Genomic DNA, 17,620 nt, shown 5'->3' with positions numbered 1-17,620 from the left:
TGGTATACGGCGTTGTTGGTATCGAAAGCGTACCAACACTTATACCAACAATTTTGCGGGCTGGCAACAAACAACCCGGAACAATGAGAAACGTGTTCTCATAGGAGGATTGCGGTAGATTCCGGGGATTTGGAACGTTGGGGAATGACTAGGAACATTGTTCTGGCGGAAGCGGTGAGATTCGAACTCACGAACAGGTTCCCCCGTCGCCAGTTTTCAAGACTGGTGCCTTCAACCGCTCGGCCACGCTTCCTGCTGGCCCGCATTATACAGAAATCATTCCCGGATGGGCAGCGGGCGCCAATCCTGCTGAGCGTTCGTCTACCGCCCGCCCTCGAAATGGGCGTGCTGCACGGCGAATTTGATCAGCTCGGCCTGCCCCTCGATGCCCAACTTTCGCTTGATGTTCAAGCGGTGCGTTTCAACCGTTCGCACTGACAAATCAAGATCGCGCGCGATTTGCTTGTTCGACTGTCCGGCGGCAATGTGCTGCAGCACTTCCTGCTCGCGCACCGTCAGTTGGTTGTCCTGCGCCATTGGATGCGCCAGTTGCCGCGCCAGCGCCGCACTGTAGTAAATCCCGCCCGACGTTACCGTCTCAATCGCCAGCACAATGTCCTTGCCCGGCGCGTCCTTCAGCACGTAGCCGCGCGCGCCGGCCTGCATTGCCTGGCTGACGTATTCGAGCTTGTCGTGCATCGACAGGATCAGCACCGCGATGTGCGGGTAAGCCGCTGCGAGCCGGCTGGTTGCCTCGATGCCATTAGTGCCGCGCATGTTGATGTCCATAAGCACCAGGTCCACCTGCTCCGATCCCGCTTGCCTGAGTGCGTCGTCTGCGCCATCCGCCTCGGCCACGACCTGGAAATGCGGAACTGCTTCAAGACGCGCGCGCAGACCGTCGCGCACCAGCGGGTGGTCGTCGACCAGCATAATCCTGATTATTTGTGTCGTCATGATTCCAATCGGTTCATTACAATCGACGCCTTTACCACAGTCCCGTCAGCGGAAGACGCGATATCCAGGCGGCCGCCGATAGCGTCCATTCGTTCCATCATATTGCGTAGGCCAATGCCCCGCTTCGGACCAAGACTTGATGGGCGCATTCGTTCCTTCGTTCAAGCGCACCGATTCACTGGTAGCTAACCTGACCGCAACCGGGCTGTGCGTTGCTGCCTGGGGCTACTTCCTGTACCAGGGCGTGGCCGATCCGCTGGGCGGCATCAACACCTTGTGGCCGCTGTTCGGCATCGCCAACCAGATGCTGGCCGGTATCGCGCTGATCCTGGGCACCGTTGTACTGTTCAAGATGAAGCGTGCGAAGTATGCGTGGGTGACGCTGGCGCCGACGGTGTTCCTGCTGCTGTGCACGCTGACCGCAGGCTGGCAGAAAGTGTTCAGCGAAAACGTCAAGGTTGGCTTCCTGGCGCACGCCAACAAGTTCCAGACGGCGATTAACGAGGGGATCGTGCTGGCGCCGGCCAAGAGCATGGAGCAGATGGAACGCATCGTGTTCAACGATTACCTCGATGCGGGCCTGGCGATGTTCTTCATGGTGGTCGTGGTGTCGGTGCTGGTCTTCGGTATTCGTGCCGCGATGGCTGCACGCGCCCACGCCATGCCGAGCACCAAAGAAACGCCGTTCGCGCCGTCGGCTGCGGCATAAGGCGGCCATGTTCGACAAGCTGGCGCAGGCGGGTCGGTATCTGGGGCAGAGCATGCGCCTGATGGTCGGCCTACCCGAGTACGACACCTACGTATCGCACATGGAAACGACCCATCCGGGCCAGCCCATGATGACGTACGAGGAATTCTTCCGCGAGCGGCAAGAAGCGCGCTACGGCAGTGCCAGAAGCGGGGGCTGCTGCTAGCAAAGAGTTGACGCGGTCCATCGCCGCGCGTCTTGTCAATCGGGGTCACGTTGACCCCGATTTTTCGTTTACACCCCCACCACTGTTTCCTTCCAGCCGCGCGCGCCTGCCTTACTTGCGCTCGCTCAAGGCTCCCCAGAATCTTTCCCCGTATATTTTTCCTGATGGAATTGCAATATTTTACGTAGTGAAATAGCTCATCCGCGTGCCCACTCCGTCGTGCTTCCGCAGGAAACCACATGCTGAATTTTGAGCGTTCGAGCCTGAATCAGAAGTTGACCATCATTTCGTTGTTGTCGACCGGCACGGCTCTGCTGTTCGTGTTCGTCGCCTTCGCCATCACCTCGGTGCTCAACCATCGCAAGGACGAGGGGATGCAGCTGTCGTCATTCGCCGGCGTGATCGGGGCGAACAGCGTCGACGCGCTGCTGTTCAAGAACCGCAAGCAGGCCCAGGCCACCTTGTCGGCACTGAAGGCGAAGGTGGAAATTTCCGACGCGATTTTGTACGACCGGAACGGCAAGCCTTTCGCCCGCTACCTGCCGCCCGGCCATCTCGAGCAGGAGGACGAAGAAGTCCCCTCGCTCGACATCGACGAAGATTCCCTCGCCGCCTACAACGCCAGGAACAGCACCTTCTGGTCGACCCGCATGCGGCTGTACCGCTCGATTCCCGCAGCCAACCAGCAGGTCGGCGTGGTGATGATCGAAGCTAACCTGACCAATATGTGGCTCGACGTGCTGAAGAGCCTGTCCGTGATCGCGGTCGCGATGTGCTGTTCGCTTGCGGTCGCGTTGCTGCTGGCGAGCCGGTTCAAGGGCAGCATTGCCGATCCGGTTACCAAGCTGATCAATGCCGCGCAGCGCGTATCTGCCAGCCAGAACTACAGCCTGCGCATCCAGCACGAACGCACCGACGAGCTCGGCACGCTGATCGACAGCTTCAACGACATGCTGGCGCAGATCGAAGGCCGTGGCACCGCGCTGACCAACCATCGCGACGAGCTCGAGCGCCAGGTCAGCGTGCGCACCGAGCAGCTGGAAAAAGCCAAGAACGCCGCCGAGTCCGCCAGCCGCGCGAAAAGCGCCTTCCTCGCAACCATGAGCCACGAAATCCGCACCCCGATGAACGGGGTGCTGGGCATGACCGAGATGCTGCTCGGCACGCCGCTGAACGAATCGCAGCGCAACTTCACCAGGCTGGTCAAGCGTTCCGGCGAGCACCTGCTGGTGATCATCAACGACATTCTCGATTTCTCCAAGATCGAGGCGGGCAAGCTCAGCGTTGAGTACATCAACTTCAACCTGTGGGACATGCTCGACGACATCAACACCGTCTACACGCCGCAGGCCCAGGCCAAGGGCATCGCGCTCGACTTCGCGATCGCGAACGACATCCCGATCGCCATCTGCGGCGACCCCAACCGCCTGCGCCAGATCATGGCCAACCTGCTCGGCAACGCGCTCAAGTTCACCGACCGCGGCAACATCCTGGCGAAGGTCCAGGTCGTGTCGGAGGACCCGCAGGCGGTCACCTTGCGCTTCGAGGTGCACGATACCGGCATCGGCGTCTCGCGCGAGGCGCGCACCCGCATTTTCGAAGCGTTCTCGCAAGCCGACAGTTCGACCACGCGCCGGTATGGCGGCACCGGCCTGGGCCTGGCGATCTCGAAGCAGCTGGTCGAGTTGATGGGCGGAAAAATCGGAGTCGACAATGCTTTATCACAAGGATCGATTTTTTGGTTCACGGTACCGTTCGACAAGCGCCGGGTTGACCCCGACGAGCCCGGGGCAGCCCTGCACACCATCGAAGGATTACGCGTGTTGATCGTCGACGAACAACAGGGCAGCCGCCAGGAACTCGAACAGCAACTGCGTGCATGGCGCGTGCGCACCGACAGCGCTGCCAGTGCGATGGACGCGGTGGACCGCCTGCTGGCAGCCGCCCGCACTGGCACACCGTACGAAGTGGCGATCCTCGACATGGACCTGCAGCGTACCAGCGGCCTTGCGCTGGCGGCCGGCATCAAGGCCGATCCGGCCACGCGCGCCACCCGCATCCTCCTTCTGAGCAGCGACCGGCTGGCGGCAGACCCGGTACAGCGGCGCGAGGCCGGCGTGGCCTACCAGATGATCCGCCCGGAGCGTGCGGGCGACCTGTTCGAATGCCTGTCGACGCGCCAGCGCGCGCCGCTCGCCGCAGCGGGCGGCATCATCGTCGCCCCTCCTTCGGCGCCTCAGCCGAACCAGCGCCCTCGCCTGCGCAAGGTGCTGCTGGCCGAGGACAATCCGGTCAACGTCGAAGTGGCCACCGCGATGCTCGACAGCCTGGGACTGGACGTGCACTGCGTGTCGAACGGCGAAGAAGCCGTCAAGGCGGCGCGCAGCGGCGAATACGACATCGTGCTGATGGACTGCCAGATGCCGGTCATGGACGGTTTCGCAGCCACCGCGGAGATCCGCCGCCAGGAACACCAGACCGACCGTTCACGTTCGCTGCCGATCATCGCCATCACCGCGAATGCCTTGCAGGGCGACCGCGAAGCGTGCCTCGCAGCGGGCATGGACGACTACCTGAGCAAACCATTCACGCAGCAGCAGCTTGGCGCGGTGATCGGCCGCTGGGTCGTGCTGCCGATGCCCGCGACGGTGCACCACGACGACGATCCGGTCTGTGCGGCGGCCCCGCCGACGGTTCCGCCTGCGCTCGCGCCGTCGATGGCGGAACGCGACGTCATCAACCGCCACGCACTCGATAACATCCGCGCGCTGTCCAGCGACCGCGGCGACGCGCTGGTGCAAAAAGTGGTCGATGCCTTCGTCGGCGACACGCCGCAGCAACTGCAGGCGCTGCGCCGCGCGATCGCCGCCGTTGACGCCAGCAACCTGCGCAAGACGGCGCACAGCCTGAAGTCGAGCAGCGCCAACGTCGGCGCCGAGACCCTCGCCCAACTGTGCAAAGAGATGGAAACCCTGGGACGCACCGATACGACAGAAGGCGCCTCTAGCATCCTCACCGACATGGAGCTCGAATTCCAGGCAGTGCGGAATTCGCTCAGTGCCATCCTTGAGAAGGAACATTGACATGGCCGCATCCAAACCTCCCAAGCGCGGCGTCGTCCTCGTCGCCGACGACGATCCGGTCATGCGGCTGCTGATGCTCGAGATGCTCGGCCAGGTCGGACTCGACGCCGTCGAAGCCGAAGACGGCCGGCAGGCCGTGAGCCTTTTCCAGAGCATGTCGCCCGACCTGATCCTGATGGACGTCGACATGCCCAACATGGACGGCTTTGCCGCCTGCCGCGAAATCCGCCGCATCGAAACCGGCTCCGCCGTCCCGATCATCATGGTCACCGGCGGCGACGACATCGAAGCCGTCACCAACGCCTATGAGGTCGGCGCCACCGACTTCGTCTCGAAGCCGATCAACTGGCCGATACTCGGACACCGCGTGCTGTACGTGCTGCGCGCCAGCGACGCCATCGTCCGGCTGCGCATCGCCGACGCCCACAACCGTGCGGTGCTCGCGGCCATTCCCGACACCTTCTTCCGCCTGAATAAAGACGGCTTCTACCTCGATTACGAACAAGGCCACGACGCCTCCGCCGCCTTCCCGACCGAGAATTGCGTCGGCAAGCACATCACCGACGTGTTCCCGCGCGAGATCGCCGAACGGCTGCTGGAACAGATGCGCGCCGTGCTCGAAACCCAGCATATCCGCTCGGTCGACTATGAGCTGATCCGCTTCGGCACGGTGCAGCACTTCGAAGCGCGCCTGGTCGCCACCGGCCCCGAAGAAGTGCTCGGCCTCGTGCGCGACATCAGCGAGCGCAAACGCACCGAGGAACAGATACGGCGGCTGGCCTACTGCGACAGCCTGACCGGCATCCCGAACCGCCAGGCCTTCCTCGAAACGCTGGAGCGCGAACTGCACCGCTCCAAGGTCGGCAACAAGAAGTTCGCAGTGCTGTTCATGGACCTCGACGCCTTCAAGCGCATCAACGACACGCTGGGTCACAACGTCGGCGACCACCTGCTCAAGATCGTCTCCGAACGTCTGCGTGAAACCATCCGGCCCAGCGACCTGGTGTCGCGCGGCGACCAGGCCACCAACCTGGCCCGGCTTGGCGGCGACGAGTTCACGATCCTGATCCCCGACCTGGAGCGGGTCGAGAACGCGCTCAACGTCGCGCACCGCGTCAAGGAAGCGATGCGCAGGCCCTTCCTCATCGAAGGCCACGAGATCTTCGTCACCGCGAGCATCGGCATCTCGCTGTTCCCCGAAGACGGCGACGACTGCGACTCGCTGCTCAAGTACGCGGATACCGCCATGTACCACGCCAAGAACTGCGGCAAGAACAACGCCAAGCTGTACAGCTCATCGCTGACGATGCAGATCATGAGCCACGTAAAGCTCGAAGTCGGCCTGCGCAAGGCGATCAAGAACGACGAACTCTATTTGCTGTACCAGCCGCAGATCGACGTGCGTTCGACCGAAATCGTCGGCGTTGAAGCGCTGGTGAGATGGCGCCATCCGGAACGCGGCATCATCTCGCCGAACGAATTCATCCCGCTCGCCGAAGAGACGGGCCTGATCGTGCCGATTGGCGAATGGGTGCTGCGCACCGCCTGCCACCAGGCCAAGCGGTGGCAGCGCCAGACCCAGCGAATGGTGCGCATGGCGGTGAATTTATCGGCCAGGCAGTTCAAGGACGAGAACCTGGCGCAGATCGTGATGTCGGCCTTGCACGACACCGGGCTCGATCCGAAGTTGCTGGAGCTCGAACTGACCGAAGGCACCTTGATGGACGACGCGCGGGCGACCATGGCCACATTGGAGCAGTTGCGCGCGATCGGCGTGTATTTGTCGATCGACGACTTCGGCACCGGCTACTCGTCGATGAACTACCTGAAGCGCTTCGATGTGAGGGCGCTGAAGATCGACAAGAGCTTTATCTGCGGGCTGCCGCAGGATTCGGAGAACGCGGCGATCACGCGCGCGATCATCGCGATGGCGCATGGGTTGAAGATGTCGGTGGTGGCCGAGGGCGTCGAGACCGACGAGCAGCTGGTGCTGCTCGAGCAATTGGGCTGCGATATGGTGCAGGGATTCTATCTGGGGCATCCGTCGCCGCACGATTCGATCGCGCTGATGCTGCAGAAGGTGTGCGCGATAGCGGCTCCGGCGAAGTGATTCGGCGGATAAGCGCGCAAGCGGTGTAGCAGGGGTTTCGAATCGCATGCGATTCGCCTGCGGAACGGTACCCGCTTGTAAGCGGGCACTCCTTAGCAAGGCGCATCCGCCGAATCAGGGCGCCAACACCAAAGTATGCTTCGCCGCCCCCGGCAAGAACGGCGTCGCCTTCCCCTCCACCCAATCCCGGTGCCCGCTGAGGAAGAACGGCGACAGCGGATGCCCGCTCTGCCCACCTGGCATATTAAACACACCCTCCTCCTCACGCCCCGGCGACACGGTCATCCGCTGCGACTGCCCGAACTTCGCCCCCGCCACGCGCGGCATGTTCGCATCCCCTGGCAGCATGTCCGGCGGCGCCGACAGCCAGGGCTTCAGGAACGGCACCGCATTCCCGATCGGGTGCACGATCGTGGCCGTATTCCGCTCACCCCAGGTCGCCGCCGATAGCTGCTTGCCATCCCTGGTCAATTCCTCGATCACGCCATCAATCGCGGCCAGCTGTACCTCTCGCCAGCTGCGATAAGAAGAAGGCAGCCACCCGGCCGGCTGCTCGTCCAGCAAACGCGCCACCACGGCCGGCCAGCGCGAACTGGCCGCAGCCGCAGCCGCCTTTTCATCGAGCGAAGCCATCTCCCCGTTCGCGGCGCCATACAGCACATCGTGCATCGACCACATGAAGTGGCGCGCCAGCCTGTAACCGACCGAATCGATACTGGCGCGCCCGCTCCAGCTGTCCTTCAACAAACGCTGGAACTCCGCGCGCTGCGGCTTCCCATCCAGCGCGGCCGCATCCAGTACGTTCAGCGCGCGCTCACGCCAGGGCGCGATGAAGACCGCGCGATCATCCATCGCAATGCCGTACACGCCAGCGACATCCGCGCCGGCGCCAAGGGCTGCGAGCTGGTCGCGCACCTGCCGGTTGCGCGCGCCGATATCGAAGCCGCCATCGCCGATCACCTGCGCGCCTGCCCCTTGCAGCTGGCGGCTGTTGGCCGTCGACAGCTGTCCGCCCGGCGGATTGCGCAGCACCGGGTAAGCGTCAGGCGCGAGCGCCGTCTGCCACCCTGCCCCGGCATTCTCCAGCGTCAGCGGGAAGGTCGAAGCGATGCCAGGCTGTGCGCGCCGCGCCATCGTCCCGACGATGGTCCAGCCGATGTTGCCCTGGTCGTCGCCGGCGACGAAGTTCTGGGCCGGGATGCCCACCGTGGCCGCGGCGGACAGCGCCGCATCGAGCGTGTCGACGGTTTCGAACTTCATCGGGTTCAGGTTGATCGCCTGCGCGGAATGCGCAATCCAGTGGATCGCATAGCTTCGCCCGCCCGCCTCGCGCACCGGTCCGAACGACGTGGTGCGCACTTCGAACTTCTCGGCCGCTTCCCCCTTCACCAGGATCGATTCTTCATGCCGCACCGGCGTCTCCCACCCGGCCGGGGTTTGCACCTGCCCTGGCCGCGAAGGATCGGTCGTGATTTCAACGAGGTCAAGGTAGTCGCCGTAACTGTTCGTGAAGCCCCACGCGACCTTGCCATTGCTGCCGACGACAATCAGCGGCGGCGCGCCCGGCAGGCTGACGCCAGCGACGCGGCGCATGGTGCCGTCGGACGCCGGGAAGCGCAGCGCCAGGCGGTACCAGGTGTTCGGAAGCTGGATCCCGAGGTGCATGTCGTCCGAGACGATTGCCGCGCCGTCCTTGCTGCGGCTGCCCGCGAGCGCCCAGTTATTGCTGCCGACGGAATCGACAAAGTCCGCCGAGGCGATGCGGGTCGGTTCGCCCTTGCGCGGCTTGCCCCACCAAGCAGGGGCGGATTCCGGTAACGGCGACGCTGCCACCGGCACGCTGTCGCCGTCGATCGGCGCATCCCACGCCGTCGCTTCCGGCAGCAGGAAGGCCAGCTGCGCGGCGCTTGTATTGTCGCGGATCCAGCCGCGCGCCAGTTCGCGCGGCTCCAGCATGCCTTGCAGGTCGAAGTACATGGCCCACACCACCAGCAGCGAGTCGGCCGGCGTCCACGGCCGCGGCGCCGCGCTGACCAGCGCGTATTCGAACGGCTTCGACGCGAGTGCTGCGAGGCCGTCGTTGACGCCCGCGGCGTAGCGTTCGAGGAAGCGGCGTTCGGCCGGCGTCATCGCTGCGAGCGTGGCATCGGCCCGGGCACGGAAGCGGTGCAGCCTGTGCGATTTGTCGAGCGGGACCGCGCGCGCTCCAAACAGCTCCGCCAGTTCGCCGGCGCCGACACGGCGCAGCAGGTCCATCTGGAAGAAGCGATCCTGTCCATGCACGAAGCCGGTGGCATACGCAACGTCGTCGCGGGTGCTGCCGCTGATCGTCGGGATGCCTTGCGCGTCGCGCACAACCGTCACTTCCGCCGACAGCCCGGTTGAGGTACGGCGTCCGTCAAGCTGGGCGAGGCTTCCGCGCAGGAACAGCCATGCACCCAACAGTCCTGACACCAGCAGTGCGAGCAGCGTCAATACCGCGCGCACGGTCCAGATCTTTACGCCATGCTTTCTCATGGTTATCCTTTTATTGTCTCCGGAAGCGATATTGCCAGAAAAACCGAAAGTACAAAACGGGAAGTTTGGTGTTGAACAAACAGACGTTCCGCAGTACGATCTGATGTACATCAGCGGTCGTTGATGTAAGGGTTCTAAGCTAGGTTTAAGCACGATGCCGCAGGCATCGCGCCAGTGGAAGGAGACCGCCATGCTTCGCTACTTGATGCTGTTGTTGACCGCTCTTTTTGTAACCGCCTGCGCGACGCCCGAACAGCGCGCCGCCAGCATGCAGGCCGAGATGGACCGGATGATGCAGATTTACGGCCCCGCGTGCGCCAAACTGGGCTTTGCCGCCAATTCCGACCAGTGGCGAGGCTGCGTTCTTCAGCTGAGCGCGAAGGACGACATGGAACGCTACGGCCGGTCGCATTATTACGCCGGCTACGCGCGGCCGCACTGGCGCTTCGGCGGTGGCTGGGGTCCCTACTGGTAGGCCTGGGCGAACGCCGCTTTGGTCAGCGGCATGCGCGATTCGAGCAGGCGCGCGATCAGGTGCTGGGCGTGGCGCACCAGCGCCGGATAATGCGCGTCGCGCGGATGCAGTGAAAAGCGCACCAGCGGCGCATCCTTCAGCAGGTAGGCGATGGTGGATGCCGTGACGGGCGACAGCGCCCTGCCCCCCTTGTTGCGCGCCGTATAGACCAGGCTTGGCGAGAACACCTCGCGCTTTTGCTGGAGCAAGTGAAAGTGCGTGAAGGTTGTGGTGTAGAGGAAGGGAAACGCATGCACGGCGTGCCACGCCTGCTGGCTCATCAGCCACGCAGGCGCGACAAAGCCTGACACCGGCCATCCGCGCGCCTGGAACCATTCGAGCCCGAGCGCGATCCGGCGCCGCGCTTCCTGCTCATCGAGCGCGGCAAACTCACCCTCGCGTTCGGTGTAGACGTTGCGGACCAGCGATCCGACCGGGCCGGCGCGCGCCGGCGCATCGTCGAGATGGGTATAGCCGTGCAGCGCCAGCTCATGCCCATGTTCGAGCATCTGTTGCAGCGTGCTTTCAAGCTGGTGCGAACGGGCGCCGTTGCCGTGGTAATGCGGAATCACCAGCCAGGTCAGCGGGATGTCCGCAACGGCGCGTACCGCTTGCAGCAACACTTCGCACTCGGTCCATGTGTCCGGCGCCACGTCATGAATTGAAACGCACAAGGTGCCCGGGTCGCTCAGGTCATTCTGCAACAAAGATTCGCTCCGCTTCCAGTTCCGCTCGTTCACGCGTGGCCAGCAGGCCTGCATAGCGCTGGAGCATTTGCGGCATGATGTGGTGCCAGTCGTACCGCGCGCGCGCGTGTCGCAAGGCGTTCTTGCCAAGTTGATCCATATCGCAACGGTAGATGGCGTCAATGCCCTCGCACAGCCGCGCGACGCTGTTTGGTTCGACCAGAATTCCGGTCCCGGCTTCCACCAGCTCCGCTACGCTGCCGCCAGTGGTCCCGACAACCGGGGTGCCGCACGCCATCGCCTCGAGCACGATCAGGCCAAAGGTCTCGCGGTCGCCGGGGTGCACCAGCACGTCGCTGCTGCCGAGCAGGCGCGCCAGGTCTTGCTGGTTGCGCTTGAAAGGAAGGCATGTGACGCGGTCGAGAGGCGGCAATGTCACGCCGCCGCCGATCAGCAGCAGGTGGTAGGGATGGCCGAGGCGCCTGACCGCCTCGATCAATATCGGCAGTTTTTTCTCGGCGGTAAAGCGCCCTGCGTAGACCAGCAGCCGCGTTTCCGGCGCGAGATTCAGGTGGTCGCGCAGGGAATTGGCGCGCCGCTTGGGGGAAAATGTGTCGATGTCGATCCCGAGCGGCTGGTGGAAGACGCCGCGCACGCCGATGTTGTCGAGCTGCTGCACCATCAGCTTGCTCGGGGCCATGACGAGGTCGAACTGGCGGTACAGGTGGGCCAGGTAGCTGCGGGCCGCACGCTCCGCGCTGTCGCCCATGCGGGCGCCAATGATGCGCGGCAAGTCGGAATGATAGAAGGCGACGGCCGGGATATTCAACCGGCGCTTGACCCGCAATGCCGCCCAGGCGCAGTGCCCGGCATCGCCGGCCTCGATCAGGTCTGGTTCAAGGCCCTGCAGGATGCGCGCGGCTCCCGCCACCGACAAGGGTATGCGATAGCCATGAATACCAGGAAATGGGATGGAAGGAATGGTGACCAGGGAACGCGTTTTGCCGTCGGTCGTCGCGACATTCGGGCTGAGAATGGTGTGGCGTATCCGCGTTCGCTGCAGCAGCCAGCGCGCCTTTGCGTTCAGATAAGTGCTCACGCCCCCGCCCCGGGCGGCGTAGAACATCGTGATGTCGGCGATATGCATATTGTGGCTTCACAAAATGAAAATCCACGATATCAGTGTAGTACGGCGCTGACTTGAGCGCACGCAAACTTGAACCGGCGTTCCGCTCAGGACTGGCGCTGGCGCAAGAGGCTCGGGTTTGGTTGGTGTAGTTGAGTCCGCTTGAAGCGGCGCGACTCCGGGCCGGATCAGGTGCTGCGACGGTCGAGCATTGCGCGCGCGATGGTGCCGGCATCGACATACTCAAGCTCGCCGCCAACCGGGACGCCACGGGCCAGCCGGCTGACCTTGAGTCCGCGCGCCTTCAGCATTTCGCTGATGTAATGCGCGGTCGCCTCGCCTTCGTTGGTGAAGTTGGTCGCCAGTACCACTTCGCTGACCACACCGTCGGCTGCGCGGCCGACCAGCTTGTCCAGATGGATGTCCTTGGGGCCGACGCCGTCCAGCGGCGATAGCCGGCCCATCAGCACGAAATACAGGCCCTTGTAGGTCAGGGTCTGTTCGATCATCAATTGGTCGGCAGGCGTTTCGACCACGCACAACAAAGTCTTGTCGCGCCGTTCGTCCAGGCAGGTGTCGCAGACTGCCGTTTCGGCGAAGGTATTGCACAGCGCGCAGTGATGCACATTGTCCACCGCCTGGTACAGCGCACGCGACAGCATGGATGCGCCTTCGCGGTCGTGCTGCAGCAGGTGGAATGCCATGCGCTGCGCCGACTTGGGGCCGACGCCGGGCAGCCGGCGCAAGGCCTCGGTCAGGAAATCTAGCGAACTGGGCATGTAAGTTTAGAACGGCATCTTGAAACCGGCAGGCAAGTTCATGCCGGCGGTCATGCCACTCATCTTTTCAGCGGAGGTCGCCTCGGCCTTGCGCACGGCGTCGTTGAAGGCGGCGGCCACCAGGTCTTCCAGCATGTCCTTGTCGTCAGCCAGCAGCGACGGATCGATCGACACGCGCTTGACGTCGTTCTTGCAGGTCATCACGACCTTGACCAGGCCGGCGCCCGACTGGCCTTCCACTTCGACCAGCGCCAGCTGTTCCTGCGCCTTTTTCATGTTGTCCTGCATGGCTTGCGCCTGTTTCATCAAGCCTGCGAGCTGGTTCTTCATCATGGTGCTGTTCTCCGAAATCTAAGAGTAGGACAAATAGTGTAAAAAAATTCCGCGCTTCAAGCCGCTGTGGCCGGCGGCGGGCGAATCGATCCCTGGACCACGAACGCGCCGAATTCGCGCATCAGGTCCTTGACGAAGGGGTCGTTCACCACGGTTTCCTCGGCCTTGCGCTGGCACTCCTCGCGGAATGCCAGGGCTTCGGCGCTGGCGGTGTACCAGACGTGGCCGATCTCGATGTCGACCGCGACCTTGGTACTGGTAAAACGCTCCTGCAGCGCGGCTGCCAGCTTGTCGCTGTTGCCGCTGGCGCGCAGCGTATCGATCGGCACGCGCAGCTTGAAGGTCGTCACATTGCCGTCGACCGTGCAGCTGATCAGTTCGGTCTGGAACGCCAGCTGCTGCGAGACGCCGCGCAGCGGCAGCCCGGCGGCAAGGCCGGGCCAGTTGCCGTCCCAGTCGATCTCGGGCAGCGGCGTGATCAGGTACGCGTGGCGCGGCGCGGCTGGCGCGCGTACCGGCGCGGCCGCGACGGCTTGCGCTTCCTGCGCGACCGCGGTGTCATCGGAGAACTCCATCACCCACGATGGCGGGCCGTCGTCGGCTTCCGGTTCCTCGTCTGCCTGCTGGACGGCCTGCGGCTGCAGCTGGACGGCAGCGGCTGGCGGCGCGGATGGCTGCTCCCACGGCGGAGGCGCTGTGGCGACCGGCGCCGCCGTTGGCGCGGCTTGCACGGCGGGTGCGGGAGCCGGCGCTGGCGCAGCAGCTTGCGAGGCATTCTGGTCGGCCTGGATCGACATCGCGGTCGGACGCTTTTGGCCACCGCCCTGCCCGCGGCTGCCGGAACGGGCGGCTTCCAGGGCCGCGTTTAGCGCGGCGCGCGCGGAGCTCATTGCCGGTGCAGGGGCAGACGGCGCAGGCGCAGATTGCTGGAGCGGGGCTGGCGGCGGGGCCGGCGCAGGCGCCACTGCCGCGTGGCTTGCCACGGCGGCCGATTCGGCGCGCGCCGCCGGCGCCGCTGCGCGTGGCGCTGGCGCGGCAGGCCGCGCCGCTGCGGGCGCGCCCGCTGCGACGCCTTCCGCGCCGCCGTTACCGGGACGGAAAGCCAGCATGCGCAGCAGTGTCATGGTGAAGCCCGCGTATTCGTCCGGCGCGAGGCCGATTTCATTGCGGCCGTGGACGGCGATCTGGTAATACAGCTGTACTTCCTGCGGATCGAACTGGGTGGCCAGGCGCTGGATATCGGCCAGCTCCGGCAGGTCCGACGGCACCGCCGACGGCACGCTTTGCGCCAGTGCGATACGGTGCAGCAGCGTGCCCAGGTCCTGCAGCGCGCCGTTGTACGACAGGCTGCGGCTGGCCATTTCGTCGGCCACCGCCATCAGGTCGGCGCCGTCCTGCTTGAGCAGCGCATCGAGCAGGCGGATCAGGTAGGACTGGTCGAGCGCGCCGAGCATGCCCTGCACCGCTTCAAGCGTGACCTGGCCGGCCGCGTACGCGATGGCCTGGTCGGTCAGCGACAGCGCGTCGCGCATCGAGCCGTGCGCGCCTTGCGCCAGCAAGCGCAGCGCCGGTTGCTCGAAGGTGATGCCTTCCTGGCCAAGAATGTTCTCGAGGTGGCCGATGATGTGCCCCGGCGGCATCTGCTTCAGGTTGAACTGGAGGCAGCGCGACAGCACGGTCACGGGAATCTTTTGCGGGTCGGTCGTCGCCAGGATGAACTTGACGTGCGCAGGCGGCTCTTCCAGCGTCTTCAACATCGAGTTGAAGGCGTGGTTGGTCAGCATGTGCACCTCATCGATCGTGTAGACCTTGTAGCGCGCGTTCGATGGCGCGTACACGGCCTGCTCGAGCAGCTGCGCCATCTCGTCGACGCCGCGGTTCGATGCCGCGTCCATTTCGATGTAGTCGACAAAGCGGCCGCTATCGATCGCGACGCAGGCATCGCACACGCCGCAAGGCTGGGCGGTCACGCCGCCGTTGCCGTCAGGGCCGATGCAGTTGAGCGACTTGGCGAGGATGCGCGACAGCGTCGTCTTGCCGACCCCGCGCGTGCCGGTGAACAGGTACGCATGGTGCAGGCGGCCGGTTTGCAGCGCGTGCGTCAATGCGCGCACCACGTGCTCCTGGCCGACGAGCGTTTCGAAGTTCTTGGGACGGTATTTGCGGGCGAGGACTTGATAGGACATGCTGGGATTTTACCGTAGGTGGCGCGCCCGGCGGACAATACGAGCGGGTAGCGTAAAACGGTATTGTATCAGACCGATAATGGGCGATTTTGCCCGTCATTCCCGTATTCACGGGAAGTCGGTTTCGCCAATGGCGAAGACGACGGTGCAGCGACTGTAATGCCGGGATCTTGAATTGCGCGCGTCCGGAACCGGAGCGAAGGAAAAAACGAAAGAGGCGAGCCTGATCTGCGGCACTTATGGTGAACAGCCGTGGCTGCTTCCTTCCGGACCTGACCAGGTTAGCCGTGCCACAATGCGCAGGGGCCCGCCAGCGTCAATTATAACCGACCCGCAGGATTTATGGAAACCTGCGAGCCGCATCCATCAAATACCCAGTTCCTGCCACATCGCATCGACCCGCTTCTTGACCTCATCGCTCATCGCGATCGTCGTGCCCCACTCGCGGCTGGTCTCGCCTGGCCACTTGTTGGTCGCGTCGATGCCCATCTTGCTGCCCAGTCCACTGACCGGCGAGGCGAAGTCGAGGTAATCGATCGGCGTGTTATCGACCAGCACCGTGTCGCGGGTCGGGTCGACGCGGGTCGTGATCGCCCAGATCACTTCCTTCCAGTCGCGGATATTCACGTCCTCGTCGACCACCACGATGAACTTCGTATACATAAACTGGCGCAGGAAGCTCCACACGCCGAACATCACGCGCTTGGCATGGCCGGCGTACTGCTTCTTCATCTGCACCACGGCCATCCGGTAGCTGCAGCCTTCCGGCGGCAGGTAGAAGTCGGTGATCTCGCTGAACTGCTTTTGCAGCAGCGGGATGAACACTTCATTCAACGCGACACCCAGCACCGCCGGCTCGTCGGGCGGCTTGCCTGTATATGTGGAGTGATAGATCGGGTTGCGCCGCATCGTGATGCGGTCGATGGTGAACACCGGGAAGCTGTCCTGCTCATTGTAATAGCCGGTGTGGTCGCCGAACGGGCCTTCCAGCGCGTGCTCGTAGCCGCTCGGATGGTGTTCGTCCGGGTAGATATGCCCTTCCAGCACGATCTCGGCGTAGGCCGGCACGCGCAGCTCGCTGCCGATCGCCTTGGTCAGTTCGGTGCGGCTGCCGCGCAGCAGGCCGGCGAACTGGTACTCGGACAGGCTGTCCGGTACCGGCGTCACAGCGCCGAGGATGGTGGCCGGGTCGCAACCCAGCACCACCGCCACCGGATACGGCTGCCCCCTGGTCGCTATCGCGTGCTCGCGGAAATCGAGCGCCCCGCCGCGCTGCGCCAGCCAGCGCATGATCACCTTGTTCGGCCCGATCACCTGCTGGCGGTAGATGCCCAGGTTCTGGCGTTTCTTGTGCGGCCCCTTGGTGACGACCAGTCCCCATGTAATAAGCGGCGCGATGTCGCCCGGCCAGCAATGCTGGATCGGGAGGCGCGACAGGTCGACGTCGGCGCCCTCCCACACGATCTCCTGGCACGGCGCGCCGCGCAGCTCTTTAGGCGACATATCCCACACCGCCTTGACCAGCGAGCCCATGCCCATCAGGTCCTTGAAGCCCTTCGGCGGCTCCGGCTCCTTCAGGCGCGCCAGCACGTGGCCAATCTTGCGCAGCTCGGAGATGTCGTCCGCGCCCATGCCCAGCGCTACCCGGCGCGGGGTGCCGAACAGGTTGCCCAGCACCGGGATCTGGTGCCCGGTCGGGTTCTCGAACAACAGCGCCGGCCCCTCGGCACGCAGTGTGCGGTCGCAAATTTCGGTCATTTCAAGATACGGCGACACCGGCGCCGTGACCCGCTTGAGCTCACCCATTTGTTGCAGCTGAGAAATAAAATCTCGCAAATCAGAATATTTCATCGGTTTTCGCTTCTTTTTTTGATGGCGACAGAGTTGTTCAAATAGCTAGTCCAAGTGATTGATTTCACAGGACTTTGTTGCGACGCAGCACGAAAAGCTATACCTAAAAGTAATAACGCGCAATCGTGTTAGTATTGACTTGATATAAGGCAGCCCATACAATTTGCTCTAAATTGATGAGATGGCACGTCCAAGGACATGATTCTAGCCGTTCTCATACATCCACGGGGTCGGGGCCCCAATGACATTTTAAGGAGTGTTTCCGACAGGCGTCTGCCTACTCCCCCGAAAAAAGTTGTTTAGCCACTGGTCAAATACCAAAGGGAACCACCAGCTGAAGCAAGCAATGACGGCGTAAATCGACCGGATCGCGGCACCCGCGAACGGGACGATAGACGATATTTCTGATGCACGGCATTAGTTAGCCCGTTGCCCTTAGAAGGCAGCGACGGGATCACTTTTTCCGCGACAAAGGGGAATTCGATGACAAATCGTTTCAACGGGGCGACAGCAAAGCTCGCCCAAACCATGGCCATCCAGCCAATCACGTGGGTTTCCGTGACC

General features: G+C 63.6%; 13 protein-coding genes, 1 tRNA gene, 1 other RNA gene and 1 pseudogene. 5 read left to right on the top strand and 11 right to left on the bottom strand.

All coding sequences use genetic code 11. The features are described from left to right. Nucleotides 1-163 precede the first annotated feature (163 nt). Both HHL21_RS14370 and HHL21_RS14365 read right to left on the bottom strand, forming a co-directional pair. Nucleotides 164-253 (bottom strand) — tRNA-Ser (locus HHL21_RS14370). Nucleotides 254-321: 68 nt separating this feature from the next. Continuing rightward, nucleotides 322-957 carry a response regulator transcription factor gene (locus tag HHL21_RS14365; protein ID WP_169466987.1) on the bottom strand — a complete coding sequence of 212 codons (636 nt, stop codon included), beginning with the start codon at nucleotides 955-957 and terminating at the stop codon, nucleotides 322-324. Between the two features lie 130 nt (nucleotides 958-1,087). Between HHL21_RS14365 and HHL21_RS14360 the strand changes: the two are divergent. From HHL21_RS14360 to HHL21_RS14345, 4 genes and pseudogenes are all read left to right on the top strand, one after another. Next, nucleotides 1,088-1,666 (top strand): annotated as a pseudogene (locus HHL21_RS14360) (carbon starvation CstA family protein); the annotation flags it as partial. A gap of 7 nt (nucleotides 1,667-1,673) precedes the next feature. Then, nucleotides 1,674-1,871 (top strand): YbdD/YjiX family protein, encoded by a 198-nt coding sequence (locus HHL21_RS14355; protein ID WP_169466982.1) that lies wholly within the window; start codon nucleotides 1,674-1,676, stop codon nucleotides 1,869-1,871. Between the two features lie 239 nt (nucleotides 1,872-2,110). Next, entirely contained in the window at nucleotides 2,111-4,954 is a 2,844-nt protein-coding gene (locus tag HHL21_RS14350) for a response regulator (RefSeq protein WP_169466980.1), read from the top strand. A 1-nt stretch (nucleotide 4,955) separates the two neighbouring features. Next, a complete protein-coding gene (locus tag HHL21_RS14345; protein WP_169466978.1) occupies nucleotides 4,956-7,064 on the top strand; it encodes a putative bifunctional diguanylate cyclase/phosphodiesterase in 2,109 nt (702 codons plus the stop codon). Nucleotides 7,065-7,178: 114 nt separating this feature from the next. On the opposite strand, the gene HHL21_RS14340 is transcribed toward HHL21_RS14345, so the two are convergent. Further along, on the bottom strand, nucleotides 7,179-9,581 hold the full coding sequence (locus HHL21_RS14340; RefSeq protein WP_169466976.1) for a penicillin acylase family protein: 2,403 nt from the start codon (nucleotides 9,579-9,581) through the stop codon (nucleotides 7,179-7,181). Nucleotides 9,582-9,771: 190 nt separating this feature from the next. Between HHL21_RS14340 and HHL21_RS14335 the strand changes: the two genes are divergently transcribed. Next, nucleotides 9,772-10,056 carry a hypothetical protein gene (locus tag HHL21_RS14335; protein ID WP_229496420.1) on the top strand — a complete coding sequence of 95 codons (285 nt, stop codon included), beginning with the start codon at nucleotides 9,772-9,774 and terminating at the stop codon, nucleotides 10,054-10,056. Here HHL21_RS14335 and HHL21_RS14330 read toward each other — a convergent pair. From HHL21_RS14330 to HHL21_RS14295, 8 genes are all read right to left on the bottom strand, one after another. Beyond that, the gene (locus tag HHL21_RS14330; RefSeq protein ID WP_229496418.1) at nucleotides 10,047-10,802 is read right to left on the bottom strand and encodes a DUF2334 domain-containing protein; all 756 of its coding nucleotides are present in this window, start codon (nucleotides 10,800-10,802) and stop codon (nucleotides 10,047-10,049) included. The genes HHL21_RS14335 and HHL21_RS14330 overlap by 10 nt on opposite strands. Then, nucleotides 10,789-11,928, bottom strand: a complete 1,140-nt coding sequence (locus HHL21_RS14325) for a glycosyltransferase (RefSeq protein ID WP_169466971.1) — start codon at nucleotides 11,926-11,928, stop codon at nucleotides 10,789-10,791. The genes HHL21_RS14330 and HHL21_RS14325 overlap by 14 nt, the downstream gene beginning before the upstream one ends. Before the next feature lie 167 nt (nucleotides 11,929-12,095). Continuing rightward, the gene (gene recR / locus HHL21_RS14320; RefSeq protein WP_169466969.1) at nucleotides 12,096-12,686 is read right to left on the bottom strand and encodes a recombination mediator RecR; all 591 of its coding nucleotides are present in this window, start codon (nucleotides 12,684-12,686) and stop codon (nucleotides 12,096-12,098) included. Between the two features lie 6 nt (nucleotides 12,687-12,692). Next, nucleotides 12,693-13,019: a YbaB/EbfC family nucleoid-associated protein gene (locus tag HHL21_RS14315; protein WP_131422741.1), complete on the bottom strand. Its 327-nt coding sequence runs from the start codon at nucleotides 13,017-13,019 to the stop codon at nucleotides 12,693-12,695. Nucleotides 13,020-13,075: 56 nt separating this feature from the next. Then, nucleotides 13,076-15,205 (bottom strand): DNA polymerase III subunit gamma/tau, encoded by a 2,130-nt coding sequence (locus HHL21_RS14310; protein ID WP_169466967.1) that lies wholly within the window; start codon nucleotides 15,203-15,205, stop codon nucleotides 13,076-13,078. A 213-nt stretch (nucleotides 15,206-15,418) separates the two neighbouring features. Beyond that, nucleotides 15,419-15,517, bottom strand: an RNA gene (ffs, locus tag HHL21_RS14305) — signal recognition particle sRNA small type. Between the two features lie 54 nt (nucleotides 15,518-15,571). Next, on the bottom strand, nucleotides 15,572-17,056 hold the full coding sequence (gene ubiD, locus HHL21_RS14300) for a 4-hydroxy-3-polyprenylbenzoate decarboxylase (protein ID WP_169466965.1): 1,485 nt from the start codon (nucleotides 17,054-17,056) through the stop codon (nucleotides 15,572-15,574). Nucleotides 17,057-17,355: 299 nt separating this feature from the next. Then, nucleotides 17,356-17,604 (bottom strand): hypothetical protein, encoded by a 249-nt coding sequence (locus tag HHL21_RS14295; protein WP_169466505.1) that lies wholly within the window; start codon nucleotides 17,602-17,604, stop codon nucleotides 17,356-17,358. Nucleotides 17,605-17,620: the final 16 nt, after the last annotated feature.

This window comes from Massilia polaris (assembly GCF_012927275.1).
Classification (GTDB): Bacteria; Pseudomonadota; Gammaproteobacteria; order Burkholderiales; family Burkholderiaceae_D; genus Telluria_A; species Telluria_A polaris.
The sequence above is the reverse complement of the archived record's forward strand: the minus strand, read 5'-3'. Positions and strand labels throughout refer to the sequence as shown.